The following is a 13,992-nucleotide window of genomic DNA, read 5'->3' as shown; positions in this document are numbered from 1 at the left end:
AGAGTGGATAGATACAAACGCCAAATTTCTGTTATTGGAGAGCAAGGTCAAAAACTAATAAATAACGCAACAATTATGATCGTTGGGCTCGGAGGGATAGGTAGTCCTGTAGCTCAATATCTTGCCGCAGCTGGTGCAGGAAAGTTAATTCTTGTCGACGATGATAAAGTAGACCTTTCTAATTTGCATAGACAGATCTTATTTAATGAATCCGATATAGGATTCTATAAGGCAGAAAAGGCGAGAGATGTTTTAAGTAAAATTAATAAAAATATTGTTATAGAGGCTCACACTAAAAGATTTGATGTGGATTTAGGATATTCCTTAGTATCTGATATCGACTTGATTATTGACGGAACAGATAATTTTGAAACAAGATATCTTATTAACGATATTTGTGTTTTAAAGAATAAAGTATTTATCAGCTGTAGTATTTTGGTCAATATCATTCAGCTTGCTTTATTTGATACAAAGCAGCTTTGTTATCGTTGTCTATACCCCAATCCACCACCTATAGGTGTAATACCTAATTGTTCTGAAGCGGGTGTGTTAGGCACTGTGACAGGAATAGCAGGAACCATGGCTGCTAATCTTGCATTAAATTATTTACTCAAGATAGAGAATGAGAAAGTACCACAGATACGAATAATAGATGCAAAAAACTTCAACATCTCTTCCATGCCCATAAAGCAAAATAATAACTGTTTTGCATGTAAACAAAGAAAAATCAGCTTAAGGTATCTGCAGAATCAAAGCGCTGATTATGGAATTTCCTTGGAGCAACTTGATAGAACCAAACATTTTCTAGTTGATATAAGGCAAAAAGAAGAACGAGAGATTACTAAGTTAGATGATGATCTATTTTTTCCTATTAAAGAGAATACTGATTATTCTTTTTTCTTATCCTACAAAGATAAGAAGTTGGTATTTTATTGTGCATCAGGATATCGAAGTAAATTGTTTGTATCAGAACTGAGAATCTTAGGCGTTGATGCCTATTATCTTAATGAAAGGTTTTCTAAATGATTTTTGAGTATACAGAAACGTCTTTAAGAGCTCGCAATTACGGCGAAACACTAAGCGTATTGTCTCCTTTCAAGAAACTGGTAGGAATTACACGATTAGCCGAGTTAACCCACTTAGATTACACAACCCTACCTGTCTATACTGCAATAAGGCCTAGAGCAAAATCGTTAACCACGAGTCAAGGAAAAGGATTTACAAAAGAAGCGGCTCAGTGCTCGGCATTGATGGAGTCCATTGAAGTATATTTTGCCGAAGAATTAGTCCCACAAGTAACTAACAAGTCAGAGTTTGAGTTAGTTAAAGACAAAACTATTTTTATACCAATAAATCATCTTTCAAAGTCTGTACATTTTAATGATTCATCACGGCCAATGTGTTGGGTACTAGCTGAATTAATATTTTCAAGAAAAAACATTCTCGTACCTTTTGCTGAGTACTCACTAAATTCTTATTTGCCAGAAGTATTGATTTATTCTCCTGATACAACTGGACTTGCTGGGGGAAATAATTATAAAGAGGCTCTTTTACACGGAATTCTAGAGGTAATAGAACGACAAAATACCCAGCAGATATCTGAAATTGCTTTTGTTAATGGCAAAATGACAAAAAATTTATCAAATAAATTTGATTGTCATATTTATTCTCATGAAAATATTTATGAAATTCCTTCGTTTGAGGTATTGATTAAATCAAAAAATCCTTTTGAAAATCAAATTCTATTTAAAGGCGGTGGATGTCATCTCAATAAACAAATAGCTTTAAATCGTGCACTGGCTGAGGCCATTCAATCGCGAGTAACCACAATAGCAGGCTCCCGCGATGACTTGATTCATACTAAGTATGATTTTAAAACTAGTGAGTTTCCTGTTGTCATAGATAAAAAGGGTTTTGCTGAGTTGCCCAATTATTCGGTAGAGACGATAGACGATACTCTTTCGGTTCTATTTGAAAAGATTAAGGGGAAGAATCAGGATATTTTAGTTTATAAATACTATGATAAAGAAATATGCATTTTAAAAGTAAAACTAGTTTCTATGGATTTGATAAGTCATGCATGAAACCGTCGTTTTTTTAGAAACTTCCTTAACCTATCAAGAGGCGATACATCTACTTCCCCATGCGATGTATTTACCTTCAATCAAAAAGGGAGATGTGCTTAAAGCAATAAAAGCAGGGTATAAACGGATAGTTATCATCGATGGAAATTTTTCCTGGGTTCCTTCTGTGTGGCATAAAGAAATATTAACAGCATTAGACTACGGTATTGAGGTTTGGGGTGCGGCTTCAATGGGTGCTTTGAGAGCGGCGGAGCTGGATGCTTATGGCATGAGAGGTTATGGACGTATATATGAGATGTATAAGAATGAAGAAGTAGTTGGTGACGATGAAGTAGCTATTGCTTATTCTAAATTCAATAATGCTCAAACTATTCCTCTAATCAATATTCGCCTAACCCTTGAGGGACTAAATAGTATTAATAAAGAAGCTGTTTTAAATTCAATACGATCTATTTTTTATGCTGAAAGAACTTGGGAGAAAATTGCACAACACGTGTCAGAAGATCTTTATCATTTGATTAAATCCAATTATATAGAGGCTAAAAAAGAGGATGCAAAGTCGTTATTGCTTTTTCTAAGCAAACAGCTCATTCCTTCTACGGATTTTTATTTAAATAGAAAAAAAAGAGAGTTTACTCTTTTTGAAAAAAAATTAATTGAGTCTACTTTGTCTCCTGTTTGGTTGCGTGCTCCTATGCATGAGCAGACAGAATGTTCAGCTTCTCTACAGAGGGCTGAAAATATTCTTAAATTACTATCAATTCCTGAAACAAAAAAGAATAGGATCCATTATCAATACTTACTATCTCTTCTTGATCAACAAACGTACGCAATTACAGAATACGAGCTTATATATCAAGTCGAACAATTTAGGGAGGTGCATAATTTGTTAAAAGGAGAGGATTTTTTTAACTGGTTAAAGGACATGGGATTGCATGAGTCTAACCTAGAACAACTCTTTACCGATTATGTAAATCTTATGAAATATTTGATAATTACCTACGATTTCAATAGTTATTTTAATTAGCCTATTCATCCTAAAAAAATATTTTCACTTTTTTCTTATCCTTGCACCTAGGTGAATGCACCGTCATTTAAATGATGGTTCAATAACCTTATCGCTTATCAAAATAATCAATTATGACTGTAGAACAAGAAGTATTCGATATTTTAGAGAGTTGTATTTCCTGTTTACAACAGGCAGCCATAAACATAAGTGGTTTGGATTTTGATAAACATGCACAAGCGGCAATCTATGCCTATTCATTATTGCGACGGCAGCAGTTGTTTTTAATGTATCCAATTGAGAATGAAACAGTGCATTAGCAGATAAAAATAAGCCAATAGAAGAGGAATAAATATGTTGATTTTAACGCGCAGGGTAGGGGATACCGTGGTTATCGGAAATAAAGTGTTTTGTACTGTTTTAGAACAACAACACGATGGTCAAATAAAGCTGGCATTTGATGCGCCTAAGGTTATTCCAATCCATCGTTTTGAGATTCAAACGCAAATTATGCAAAAGATTAAAGAGGGTACTTATACGCATGATATGGCCTTGAATGAAACGGTGATTGAGCGTTTAACGAGTCAGTTTAATAGGGGATCTCACTGGAATTAACCACTTATAAATTAAGATAAATAAGGATAATGCAATGAAGGCATACATTAAATCAGGATTGACACGCTCATTGATCGTTGGAGCCATGGCCACACTTACAGGCTGTGCGGCAACTCACACTGTACTAGAACATGGGTCGTTGCAAGTTAGTACAAAACAAAGCGACACTATCTTTTTACACCCCGTATCCAGCGCTCAAAAAACGGTTTATGTTTCTGTGCGAAATACTTCTGATGAAGAGGTTACTATCCAGCCTCAGCTAAAAACAGCATTAATGAACCATGGGTATAAGGTACTCAATAATCCAGATGCTGCATATTATATCTTGCAAGCAAATATCTTAAAAATTGGGAAAATGAGTGCTTCAGCGAGCCAATCAGCATTACTTGGTGGTTATGAGTCTGCTATCGCAGGAGCTGTGGTAGGTACGGCGGCAGGAAGTTTCACTAACTCCACGGCTGGAATGGTCGCTGGTGGTTTTGGTGGTGGATTGATTGGTATGGCTGCGGATTCGTTAGTTAAAGAAATTAATTACACGATGATTACTGACATTCAAATCAGCGAAAAAGTGGGGAAAGAAATTAAGGTGAAAGAACAAGTGCAATCGAATCTAAAAAATGGCAGTAGCACAATGATCTCTCAAAATTATTCCCGCGACAGCAAGTATCAAAGCTATAAAACGCGCATAGTGTCGAACGCAAATAAAATGAATCTAAAGTTTGTGGACGCACGTCCTGCATTAGAGCAGGGTTTGGTAAAAACAATTGCTGGTATCTTTTGATTTGACCTGAATAGAGCTCTATGAAAGAAGCATATGCCTTAAAAAATAATCTGTTAAAGAGGGAATAGTAATGAGAATCAATATACTAGCTGGATTTATTATCATGACATTAGGTATGCAATGCGCTGCTGCAGCTAATTTAAATAACTACGATTTAGAACGGCGAATTTTTGATGTGTCTTACCAATTAAACCAGATAGCAGAAGAACACACCACCGATTTATGCTCTGGAGATATCGCAATTGCTGCAGCCTGGAATCAGCGGGACATGAATTGCAGCATCAAAACAAAGACAGGGCACTGGTTTCTATGGCCTATGGGCACAATGAATTAAAAGAAATCAGCAATGCAAGAAGTTACTGTGTTCATCTAGCACCGAAGATAAAACCCTATCTTGCAAAAGTCATCGTGATGAGGAGTGAACTTGAGAACACCACCATTCCAGATACAGATCAGACATCGGATTAATTTTGAAGAATGAGAAAAGGAGTACCTAATGAACGCAATTAAAATACTTATATTGTCGATGACATTCTTGGTTGGAAGTGGAGTGACTTATGCTGAGCCAGAGATAGGGCTTGAAAACAATGTAAAGCTTAATCAGGTAATTACCGCTTATGCTTCAACGAATGAAGAACAGGATATCGAATATTTCAAACACATTCTTTCCAATGGCGGGCTGTATGCGCTTTTGTTTGCTCTGAATACCGAACTTCCTGAAATATCCAAATCCGTTGAGTATGTAGCTTTATACAAAAAACTGGATTTAACAAACCAGGTGTTGTCACAAATTTTAGAGGAACTGAAAAAGAACAATCAATTATTAAGCCAAAAGGAATGACCATGGATGAGTAAGCACTCTTTTTAAAACCGCGATTCATTAAATAAAAAGAATAAAAAATGAGCACAAATAGGAGGCTCAGGGGATTCTTTACCCAAAAAACGGAGATTTATTAAAAATGAAACAAATGAAGCTTAAAAAATCATCAGTATTCCTAAGCACCTTGCTTTTATCGGGAGCCGTGTTTTCGGCCTCTCTGGGTAAAGAGGAGTTGGCTTCAGAGTGCCAATTTTTGGGAGCTAGTTTGAGCCAATTGGCAAAAGCCAACCTCAAAGAGTATTGCACAATCGATGTAGGTTATTCAGGAAGCATGATGGAGCAGTCTGCCTCCTTAATTCGAGGCGAACGCATGGAACTTGCACGGGATAATCTCGATTTTGCGAATAGAACATTAGCACGCGTTGCATCTAATTATAACGATTGTCCTTATTTCTCATCAATGACACGACCTTTTACACAAAAAATAAATCATTTAATTCACGAATTAGATTCACTCAATCAGCGTTCATCAAACTAAAGGAGAGCATTATGAATGTAAGTGCAGTAATCAGAAAGAGCAGTATCAAGCTCTATGAATTTATACAGTGGTCAGTTCCCTTGTTGGTCTTCAGCTGGGTTGTTGTTTTATGCCTTACCAGCACTGGACATGCAGAAGGTCAGAATTATTTAAGTGCGATGAAAGGAGATGTTAGTGCCACCTTTGGTAAGAATTCGGATTTGCCTGGCTATTTATATCTAGGCGAAACCTTGGGTGCTGGGGTTGCCTGGTGGAAAACAAAAAGTCCTTGGGTATTTATTGGTTTGCCTTTACTGATGATCTTCACACATTGGGGTTTAAGTTATGTCGCATAACTATTCGACGTTTATGTTGTCAGAGGAACCACGCATTGCAGGGGTTCCTTTGACTACCGGATTACCTGTGTATTTACTCACGGGTATTGGATTACTGATTGGTTATGGACCGCAGCTTTTTGTGATTGGGGCCGTTTTAAGTTTAATCATGCATGTTCAGTTTGGTGGGCTGCCTTTACGGGTTTTATTAGGAATGATTTATTGGTCCTTACCGCATGCCATGACGACGCTTATTTTTAGGTCATTCCCTAATTCAGCGCATCGAATCTATGTAGGGTGAGTTTATGAACAGTGTATTTCGTGACAATGTGCTTTCAAAAAATAAAGTGTTGCTTCACCTGACACTGGCTTGGGCAGTCACATCCACCATTGCGGTGTTCATTTTGGGTGGGCTTTGTGTTCATGTTGTTAATAACAAAGAAACTCATTGGTTGCCCATCTGTACTGAGGACGGTTACTTCTTGAGTAACTCCTCCTTTTCACCTTCTTATATTAAAGACATGACTAAAAAGGTTATTCAATTACGATTAACCTACAATCCAGACACGGTAGCAGCTCGATTTGCTTCATTAGTCCATTTAATTCCTGCGTCTCATCAAGAGGCATTCAAAACCATTCTGGACTCAGAGTCAGCCGTTGTGAAAGAAAAAAACATTAGTTCCGTATTTTATGAAAAGAACATTCACATTGATGAATCCACCCTGCAAGCCAAAGTAGACGGAACGTTAAATCGAACCAGTCATGGTCTTGAAGTGAAACCACAAAAGAAAATTTATTTAGTCCAGTTTGCTCACTTGAACGGGATGATGTGGCCTAAGGCTATTAAGGAGGTTCATCAATGAAATCACTTCAAATCCTCATGTTAAGTAGCGTGCTTTCTACCTCACTGCATGCAGGCAATACAGCAGCCACGCTTAAGTTTGAAGAAGGGGAGCGATTTGCGCTGTCTTTGTCTTCTCTTAACTTTAATCGTATTGATGTAGAAGGCGAGCGAATTGTTAAAGTCAGCTTCCCTGAACATTCCTTTATTGTAGAACAAAGCTTCGATGCAGAGGATGATTTGGATGGTGCTGTGGTTTTAAAGCCATTAGCGCATATTCCGTTAACCGTCTATTTCACAACAAATCTGAATCATCATTTCTCAGCCACCATATCTCCGACTGAGGATTTAGGTAAGACCATTAAACTGGTATCCAAAAAATTAAAAGGGTTTGATTATGCCAAGGCGCAAGAGCAGAGCCAATACCAACAAAGTGATTTAATGACGGCGCTTATGGAGGGCACCACACCTTCTGGTTTTCAAGAAGTGAGTATTAAACCCACGACCTTTCGTTTGCATAAACAGTTAAAAGTAACCCTGGTGAAACAAGTCCGAGGCAAAGAGTCTTCGGGCTATGTGTATCGCATCGAAAATCAATCCAACAAACCCATGGAATTAACACCAACATTATTCGAACACCCCAAACTGGTTATGATGGAGCTGTCCGAAAAAATGCTGCAGCCCAGTCAAGTCGCCTATTTTTATGGCATTTACCGTGAACAATCCAACATCGGGTAATAAGGAAGCGTGTCATGATGAAATCGTTTAAAAAGTTAATAAAGAAAAGTAAAAAAGCCAATCTTAATCAAAGTGCCAAAGTGGAGCAGCTCCGTAATGGCTTGGCTTTTCTACTACTTGGTGGATTGTGTTATGGATTCTATCTTTATTCTTCAAAGCCACAACCTACGCTTCCTGCAAATAAAAAGCCTGTGTTTGATGGGGTATTAGACAGCGCCTTTAGCAAATTAAGTGATGAGGCAGTACTTGAAAAACAACAACGCCAAATTGATGCGCTCAAAGCGTTGGTAGAAAAAAATAAAAAGAGCACACCCAATAAATCAGAGGATTTGGTTTCCGAAAACCAAGCGTTATTAAACGCCATGCAAAAACAATTAGAGCAGCTTGCACTTGAAAATAAAGAAATCAACGGAAAACTACAGGTAGCGTTGCTTAAAAACTCACAAACTAGTTTAGCTGCTGTGGCCGCAAGACCGCCTACACGCGAAGAAATAGAGGCCCGTCATAAACAACGGATTTTGGATGAAAAAGCCTATTATGGCAAAGCAGGTCTTGAAACGGTTCATTTTAATTACCGCCGTCAACAAAAAGAAGAGCGTACACCGGATAATTATGTCTGGGCAGGAACCCATGCCGAAGGCTTCTTATTGAGCGGGGCTAAAGGGGATGCTGGGATTAATGGTGCTAAAAATATGGGAACGGCACTGATTCGCCTGGATTCTAATGGAATTATGCCCAACAATCGCCATTCGCGCCTTAATGGTTGTCTAGCTATTGTCTCTACATATGGTGATTTGTCTGATGATGCGGTAGTGATGCACCTTGAAACCCTTTCGTGTGCGAAACCTAATTTAAGTTTTGAGCAAAAGGTGTATGGGGCGGTGTATGACTTGGATGCGATGCAAGATTTACGCGGTACGTCCATTTTAAAAACCAAACCTCTTTTAGAATACAGTGCGGCTGCAGGGATTTTAGCAGGCTTTGGGGATGGACTTAAAAACCTCAATACGGCTCAGACCATTAATCCAGGCGCGGGCACCATTACGACTTATGGTCAGGCCTCTACGCTGATGCAATCAGCAGCAGGAGGAGCGGTAAGTAATCCAGCCAATAAAATCTCTGATTACATTATGAAAATCGCCGATATTTATCACCCTCTGGTGGTGGCACGTGCAGGACGGCGTGTATCCATCATGTTCACCAAAGGCTTTTGGATTGATAGGGCGCACCAATCGTTTGAATCGGGTAAATCCATTGATAATCAATCGGCTCAAAATGAGGCCGCGATTACAACAACCATTAGCCGAGCAGGCGGTGAAGGTGGGGAGAGTAGCAGTGGAGAGTCAACTGCTCCGCAATCCACGTTCCAATCCGATACGCAAACGGCGCAGCAATTCTTAAATCAGAATGGGATGCCCAATCAACCCCTCTTTTCAACAGTTAATCCTAAAGGAGACGTACATGGTTAAAGCTTGGTTTGTTTTGTTCTGTTGTTGTTCGGCAGTGATGCTTACGGGGTGTTCACGCTCCATTTTTGATCATCAAGATGTTCGCTGTCCTTTTGTCGAGCGTGGTGGATGTCAAAGCATGGAGCAGGTGAATCGTATGGTGGATGCACGGCGATTTACACCGGATGGGCAATACGTGCAACAAGAGCAATGCGTAGGCTGCAGTGCTTATTCAAAATAAATGAAACGGAACTTTTTTAGGATTAACTATGTTCGCAACACTAAAAAAATACGTCCAGGGTTTTAGGAATTCAATCGATGGCTATTTGGTGGATGAAGAGGTATCGTCTTCCCAAAATACCTTAAATGTTGGCGATCACCAATACCCTCTTTTTTGCAAGGAACTTCCTTATCAGTATTATGACGAGGAATCGCATTTATTTATTAATCGCTGGAATACAGGCTTATTGTATCGCATCACCCCGTTAACCGGTGCGAATGAAAAAATAGCAGAGCAGTTGGATTCGATTTTAAGAACGAAGGTTTCTGATGAATTTACCTTACAGCTCATCTTGGTCAAACACAATCAAGTGGGACCGGAACTGGATGCTTTTTCAAAGCAGTTCATGAATCAAGATTTTGAGCAGTTAAGTGTGATGGGTAAAAGCCTTCGTTCGTTTTATGGTGAGGCGGCAGTTCATGGATTTAAAACCAATACCAATGTCAATCCCAGAATGACACAAACTGAGTGTTATGTCGTAGTCGATAAAATCAATGGAAAAAATGAGGAAGACGTTAAAGCCTGCTTTGCTCAATTTCGTATTGCCTTTGAAGCCTCGTTGATGTCGGCCAAAATTGGCTTTAGAACCTGTAATGCTGAAGATTTATTACGCTTACTTCATTTTTACCTGGCTCATGAACCCGATAATATTTACCCCAAATCCTCCTCTTATGATCCAACGCAACTCATTAAGCATCAGGTGGTTGGCCGTGATTTTGATGTAGAGGTAGCCAAAGAAGGCCTGCTTGTGAGTGGGGTTAATAATCAAGGCAAGGCATTCGAAACGGTCGTCTCAGTGATGACCATTGATGGCTTACCAGGTGAATACCATCTTTGGGATAACATTAATAACAGCGCCAATATTTTTCATCCAGAACAAAGTATTCCCTGTAATCACATTATTTCTGTTACCTACCTGGTTGACGAGCAAAACAAAGCGCAGGGACGTGCGAATCGCAAAACCAGTGATTTGGATAAAAAAGCGAAAGGCGATTATGCGCTGCATGTTGCCGGTACAGAAAAAAAAGCGCGTGAATGGCGTCATTTTCGTGATGATTTGGCTTCAGGAAAGACGCGTTCTTGTAAGATGCTGTATAACGTCGTGCTATTTTCCAGACGTTCCGAATATGCCCGCGATGTGGAAGCCGCTCGTACCTGTTTTTCTTATAACGGTATTAAGCTCGCGCTAAGCCGTAGGATGCAATCTCCCTATTTTCTAGCAACATTGCCTTTTTTATTTACGAATCATCTCCAAAAAGGATTTCAGCTACCCACGATGATGTGGCCTATTTCCTCATGGAATGCGACTCAATACATGCCTATTCTTTCGGATTGGTCGGGTACGGGATCGGGCATTTTATTGCCGACACTACGCAACCAATTTTCTTGTATTGATCCATTCTCAGGTAAGTTGGGCACGAATTACAACATTTCTGTGACCGGCACATCAGGCGGGGGAAAGAGTTTTTTTATTCAAATGCTGATGCTCAATGTGCTGTTCAACGGCGGGGATCTCTTTATTGTCGATGTCGGGGGAAGTTATAAGAAGTTATGCCACACCTTAGGCGGTGTGTATCTGGAATACTCCAATTTGGCAATGAATCCCTTTACTCATGTCACGAATATTGGCAAAGAAATACAGCATATTCTTTCTTTGTTTCAATTATTAGCGTGCGCTAAGGATGGAGCCAGTGATGATGACCGAGGAACGTTACGAGAGGCAATATTGCAGGCGTTTTTTGAACATCAGCAAGCCACATTAATTGATCATGTGCAGGCTAAGCTTCTGGAGTTGCATCAGAACGACCGAGAAAAATACCCTACAGGGAAAATTCTGGCGAAAAATCTTGATCCCTATTGCACTCATTCAGAGCATGGCACGGTCTTTAATGCGCCTTCTAAGTTAGCGCCTGATGCACGCATTATTGTCGTGGATTTAAAAGAAATTGAGGACGATGAACACATTCGTGCACCGGTTTTACTGTCTATTTTGTCTCAGTTTCAAGGCCGTATGTTTAACTCCGATCGCAGCCGTCAAAAAATGTGCATCATTGATGAAGCCTGGTCCTTATTCTCTGGCGATCAAATTGCAGTGAATTTCATTAACCGAGGGTTTCGTACAGGGCGGCGGCATAATGCTTCTTTTGTGACGATCACGCAAGGTATCGATGATTATTACGCTTTTCCTGAAGCACGTGCTGCTTGGGAAAACTCTGCAATCAAACTCATTTTTCTTCAAGATGGAGATTCTCTCGTCAAGCACCAACACGAGCATAATACGTTTTCTGATTTTGAATTTAAATTACTTTCTGCCTTTCCTAAAGCGAAGGACGCTGGATTCTCACAAGTTCTGATTCGTGCAGACGGTATTTCCTCGTTTCATCGGCTCTTTGTTGATCCGTTTACACGGGTCCTATTGTCTTCTGATGGACGCGATTATCAAGCGGTAATGAATTACATAGCACTTGGGCGATCGTACATTCATGCCGCCATGCTGGTAGCCAACAAACACTATGGCCTATCCAAAAACGTGTTAGTGGAAGGAGGGCTTGCTGATGCTGCGTCATTATAAAACCCAACTCTTGATTCTAGCGGGTTTAGTCTTGTCTGGCATGGTGTTATGGAGCATGCACAAGCCCGCACCGCTGGCTGTGGTGGATATGCAGCGGTTACTGAATCAGCCGGCGGTTTTATTGAGCCAAAGTAATTTATCAGAACAAGAGCAAAAAAAGGTGTTAAAGCAGTATTCATCGTTGTTGCCTCAGACCTTGTCTCAGTATGGGGCTTCTCATCATGTGACCCTAATCACCGCAACAGTGATTTCCAGTGGACGTTTCGATGTGACGGATGAGGTGATTGCAGCAACCTTGGAACAGTTGGGTGCACTATGAAAAAAGTGGCGAGCTTGATTGCAGCACTCTTAATGAACGTTGCTCCGATATATGCCAAAAACTTAGGCAATTACGGCCAGCTTTTTCCTGTTGTCGAGCAAGACATCCGTCAGGTCATCATGGCGAAGCTGCATCGCTTAGAGCAATCAGGTGCCTTGAAACAACATCAACAACAAATAGTGGCGCGAGTGGAGGAGCATGTGAGAAGACCAAAACCACTTCATTTACCTACGACGAACACTCCTAAAACGCATGAATTAGATCCAAGTATCGTCGTGAATCAAACGCTTTACACCCAGGATGGGACGATTATTGCGAAGAAAGGGGCGCACCTTAATCCTTTTGAACGCGTATCTTTTTCTAAAACACTGTTTTTTTTCGATGCCGATGATCCGAAGCAACTCGCCTGGGCCAAAGCGCATTATAAGCATTTTGACCAGGTGAAATTTATTTTAACCGGAGGGGATGTTAAGGAGGCCTCCGAGGTTTTGGGTTCGGTTTATTTTGATTTAGAAGGGCGCTTGAGTCGTTATTTTCACTTAAAGCATGTGCCTTCCGTAGCCAGCCAAAAAGGATTGGTTTGGCGTATTCAAGAAATTGGTCAATACGAGTTACGCAAATAGGAGTAGGTACTATGAATAAAAAAACGTTGATTACCCGATTCATGGTGCTGTTTTTATTGAGTTCGCTGAACTTCGTCTATGCGTCTCAGTGCAAAGGACACTTCGTCAATCCAATTACCGATGTCTGCTGGAATTGTTTGTTTCCACTTACTATTGGCAGTAGTGAAGTGGTTAAAAGCAGTTATCCTGATACAAAAAATCCAGGTAATCCTTTGTGTTTATGCCCTACACCCATTGGCGAGCGTTTAGGCGTCACTATTGGTTATTGGGAACCAGCGGCCTTGGTTGATGTGACGCCTAAACCCTGGTGTATGGTCAATTTAGGCGTGCAACTGAATGTCACTAAAAAAGGGTTAGGTGGCTCACAGATGCCGGAGACCGATGGACGCGGTGCGTTTTATTACGTTCATTGGTACAAATACCCTCTGGTTTATTGGCTGCAAGTATTAACGTCCTTAGGGTGTATGGAAACTGAAGATTTTGACATCTTATATCCGTCGGAGTTAGACCCCACTTGGAATGATTCAGAACTGGCCTTTGTTCTAAATCCTGAAGCCGTTTTATTTACCTCCTCGTCTGCAAGAGCTTCTTGTGCCTTTGATGCGACCAAAGCACTTGCAGGCACTGCCGTGAACAGTCTTTTTTGGTGCCAGGGTGCGCAAGGTTCTACGTATCCATTAACGGGGTTTGTGGCACATCAAGCAAGTCCTATAAGTACCGCAGCCTTACTTGCAGAACGCGTTGATTTTAAGTTGCATCGACCACCGACACCTGCGATTCGCGATTCGATAGGCCAAGATTGGCCTGCTGTATGTCATACCTATGCATCGAGCATTATGCCCAAAGACCGTTATCGCTATCAGTTGGTGAATACCTTGCCTGAAGCGCATCGTTGCCATCCGTTTGGACAATCCGTCATTGGATGGGAAGCAGGACACACCTATCCAGGTGATGGTGACAATTTTGGGTTTTTAATTTGGAAGAAAAGGAACTGTTGTTTTCTTTAAATGATG

Annotated in this window: 19 protein-coding genes; all 19 read left to right on the top strand. The window is 40.2% G+C overall.

The genetic code is table 11. The annotated features are described in order from the left end of the window. Positions 1-3: 3 nt before the first annotated feature. The 19 genes from ACWTEW_RS00795 to traU all read left to right on the top strand — a co-directional run bounded on the left by ACWTEW_RS00795 (position 4) and on the right by traU (position 13,986). Positions 4-1,026, top strand: coding sequence for a ThiF family adenylyltransferase (locus tag ACWTEW_RS00795; RefSeq protein WP_454783418.1), 1,023 nt, complete (start codon positions 4-6; stop codon positions 1,024-1,026). Next, entirely contained in the window at positions 1,023-2,084 is a 1,062-nt protein-coding gene (locus ACWTEW_RS00790; protein ID WP_454783417.1) for a YcaO-like family protein, read from the top strand. Before ACWTEW_RS00795 ends, ACWTEW_RS00790 begins: the two co-directional genes overlap by 4 nt. Further along, complete coding sequence (locus tag ACWTEW_RS00785; RefSeq protein WP_454783416.1) at positions 2,077-3,111, top strand: TfuA-like protein; 1,035 nt, start codon at positions 2,077-2,079, stop codon at positions 3,109-3,111. The genes ACWTEW_RS00790 and ACWTEW_RS00785 overlap by 8 nt, the downstream gene beginning before the upstream one ends. Positions 3,112-3,224: 113 nt before the next feature. After that, positions 3,225-3,410, top strand: a complete 186-nt coding sequence (locus ACWTEW_RS00780) for a hypothetical protein (protein WP_454783415.1) — start codon at positions 3,225-3,227, stop codon at positions 3,408-3,410. 34 nt (positions 3,411-3,444) lie between these two features. Next, a complete protein-coding gene (locus tag ACWTEW_RS00775; protein WP_454783414.1) occupies positions 3,445-3,705 on the top strand; it encodes a carbon storage regulator in 261 nt (86 codons plus the stop codon). A gap of 34 nt (positions 3,706-3,739) precedes the next feature. Continuing rightward, a complete protein-coding gene (locus ACWTEW_RS00770; RefSeq protein WP_454783413.1) occupies positions 3,740-4,486 on the top strand; it encodes a complement resistance protein TraT in 747 nt (248 codons plus the stop codon). A gap of 70 nt (positions 4,487-4,556) precedes the next feature. Then, entirely contained in the window at positions 4,557-4,820 is a 264-nt protein-coding gene (locus ACWTEW_RS00765) for a hypothetical protein (RefSeq protein WP_454783412.1), read from the top strand. Positions 4,821-4,982: 162 nt separating this feature from the next. Then, positions 4,983-5,327, top strand: a complete 345-nt coding sequence (locus ACWTEW_RS00760) for a hypothetical protein (RefSeq protein ID WP_454783411.1) — start codon at positions 4,983-4,985, stop codon at positions 5,325-5,327. 118 nt (positions 5,328-5,445) lie between these two features. Continuing rightward, positions 5,446-5,844, top strand: coding sequence for a hypothetical protein (locus ACWTEW_RS00755; RefSeq protein ID WP_454783410.1), 399 nt, complete (start codon positions 5,446-5,448; stop codon positions 5,842-5,844). A gap of 11 nt (positions 5,845-5,855) precedes the next feature. Further along, positions 5,856-6,179, top strand: coding sequence for a pilus assembly protein (locus ACWTEW_RS00750; RefSeq protein ID WP_454783409.1), 324 nt, complete (start codon positions 5,856-5,858; stop codon positions 6,177-6,179). Further along, positions 6,169-6,459, top strand: a complete 291-nt coding sequence (gene traL, locus ACWTEW_RS00745) for a type IV conjugative transfer system protein TraL (protein WP_454783408.1) — start codon at positions 6,169-6,171, stop codon at positions 6,457-6,459. The genes ACWTEW_RS00750 and traL overlap by 11 nt, the downstream gene beginning before the upstream one ends. Positions 6,460-6,463: 4 nt before the next feature. Then, a complete protein-coding gene (locus tag ACWTEW_RS00740) occupies positions 6,464-7,021 on the top strand; it encodes a TraE/TraK family type IV conjugative transfer system protein (protein ID WP_454783407.1) in 558 nt (185 codons plus the stop codon). Continuing rightward, complete coding sequence (gene traK, locus ACWTEW_RS00735; RefSeq protein ID WP_454783406.1) at positions 7,018-7,737, top strand: type-F conjugative transfer system secretin TraK; 720 nt, start codon at positions 7,018-7,020, stop codon at positions 7,735-7,737. The genes ACWTEW_RS00740 and traK overlap by 4 nt, the downstream gene beginning before the upstream one ends. Before the next feature lie 14 nt (positions 7,738-7,751). Next, positions 7,752-9,206 (top strand): TraB/VirB10 family protein, encoded by a 1,455-nt coding sequence (locus ACWTEW_RS00730; protein WP_454783405.1) that lies wholly within the window; start codon positions 7,752-7,754, stop codon positions 9,204-9,206. Beyond that, entirely contained in the window at positions 9,199-9,426 is a 228-nt protein-coding gene (locus tag ACWTEW_RS00725) for a hypothetical protein (protein ID WP_454783404.1), read from the top strand. The genes ACWTEW_RS00730 and ACWTEW_RS00725 overlap by 8 nt, the downstream gene beginning before the upstream one ends. Before the next feature lie 28 nt (positions 9,427-9,454). Next, positions 9,455-12,037 carry a type IV secretion system protein TraC gene (gene traC / locus ACWTEW_RS00720; protein WP_454783403.1) on the top strand — a complete coding sequence of 861 codons (2,583 nt, stop codon included), beginning with the start codon at positions 9,455-9,457 and terminating at the stop codon, positions 12,035-12,037. Next, complete coding sequence (trbI, locus tag ACWTEW_RS00715) at positions 12,021-12,356, top strand: type-F conjugative transfer system protein TrbI (protein WP_454783402.1); 336 nt, start codon at positions 12,021-12,023, stop codon at positions 12,354-12,356. Before traC ends, trbI begins: the two co-directional genes overlap by 17 nt. Further along, positions 12,353-12,979: a type-F conjugative transfer system protein TraW gene (traW, locus tag ACWTEW_RS00710; protein WP_454783401.1), complete on the top strand. Its 627-nt coding sequence runs from the start codon at positions 12,353-12,355 to the stop codon at positions 12,977-12,979. Before trbI ends, traW begins: the two co-directional genes overlap by 4 nt. 11 nt (positions 12,980-12,990) lie before the next feature. Next, a complete protein-coding gene (traU, locus tag ACWTEW_RS00705; RefSeq protein ID WP_010655334.1) occupies positions 12,991-13,986 on the top strand; it encodes a conjugal transfer pilus assembly protein TraU in 996 nt (331 codons plus the stop codon). The last annotated feature ends 6 nt before the right edge of the window (positions 13,987-13,992 follow it).

It is taken from the genome of Legionella stuttgartensis, from assembly GCF_977063405.2.
The sequence above is the reverse complement of the archived record's forward strand: the minus strand, read 5'-3'. Positions and strand labels throughout refer to the sequence as shown.

Bases quoted from the DNA above. Each gene is read 5' to 3' on its own strand.
- ACWTEW_RS00785 (WP_454783416.1), top strand. From the start codon at position 2,077: ATGCATGAAACCGTCGTTTTTTTAGAAACTTCCTTAACCTATCAAGAG.
- ACWTEW_RS00780 (WP_454783415.1), top strand. From the start codon at position 3,225: ATGACTGTAGAACAAGAAGTATTCGATATTTTAGAGAGTTGTATTTCC.
- ACWTEW_RS00765 (WP_454783412.1), top strand. From the start codon at position 4,557: ATGAGAATCAATATACTAGCTGGATTTATTATCATGACATTAGGTATG.
- traK (WP_454783406.1), top strand. From the start codon at position 7,018: ATGAAATCACTTCAAATCCTCATGTTAAGTAGCGTGCTTTCTACCTCA.
- ACWTEW_RS00750 (WP_454783409.1), top strand. From the start codon at position 5,856: ATGAATGTAAGTGCAGTAATCAGAAAGAGCAGTATCAAGCTCTATGAA.
- ACWTEW_RS00760 (WP_454783411.1), top strand. From the start codon at position 4,983: ATGAACGCAATTAAAATACTTATATTGTCGATGACATTCTTGGTTGGA.
- ACWTEW_RS00790 (WP_454783417.1), top strand. From the start codon at position 1,023: ATGATTTTTGAGTATACAGAAACGTCTTTAAGAGCTCGCAATTACGGC.
- ACWTEW_RS00775 (WP_454783414.1), top strand. From the start codon at position 3,445: ATGTTGATTTTAACGCGCAGGGTAGGGGATACCGTGGTTATCGGAAAT.
- ACWTEW_RS00730 (WP_454783405.1), top strand. From the start codon at position 7,752: ATGATGAAATCGTTTAAAAAGTTAATAAAGAAAAGTAAAAAAGCCAAT.
- traL (WP_454783408.1), top strand. From the start codon at position 6,169: ATGTCGCATAACTATTCGACGTTTATGTTGTCAGAGGAACCACGCATT.
- trbI (WP_454783402.1), top strand. From the start codon at position 12,021: ATGCTGCGTCATTATAAAACCCAACTCTTGATTCTAGCGGGTTTAGTC.
- ACWTEW_RS00740 (WP_454783407.1), top strand. From the start codon at position 6,464: ATGAACAGTGTATTTCGTGACAATGTGCTTTCAAAAAATAAAGTGTTG.
- ACWTEW_RS00770 (WP_454783413.1), top strand. From the start codon at position 3,740: ATGAAGGCATACATTAAATCAGGATTGACACGCTCATTGATCGTTGGA.
- traW (WP_454783401.1), top strand. From the start codon at position 12,353: ATGAAAAAAGTGGCGAGCTTGATTGCAGCACTCTTAATGAACGTTGCT.
- ACWTEW_RS00725 (WP_454783404.1), top strand. From the start codon at position 9,199: ATGGTTAAAGCTTGGTTTGTTTTGTTCTGTTGTTGTTCGGCAGTGATG.
- ACWTEW_RS00755 (WP_454783410.1), top strand. From the start codon at position 5,446: ATGAAACAAATGAAGCTTAAAAAATCATCAGTATTCCTAAGCACCTTG.
- traC (WP_454783403.1), top strand. From the start codon at position 9,455: ATGTTCGCAACACTAAAAAAATACGTCCAGGGTTTTAGGAATTCAATC.
- traU (WP_010655334.1), top strand. From the start codon at position 12,991: ATGAATAAAAAAACGTTGATTACCCGATTCATGGTGCTGTTTTTATTG.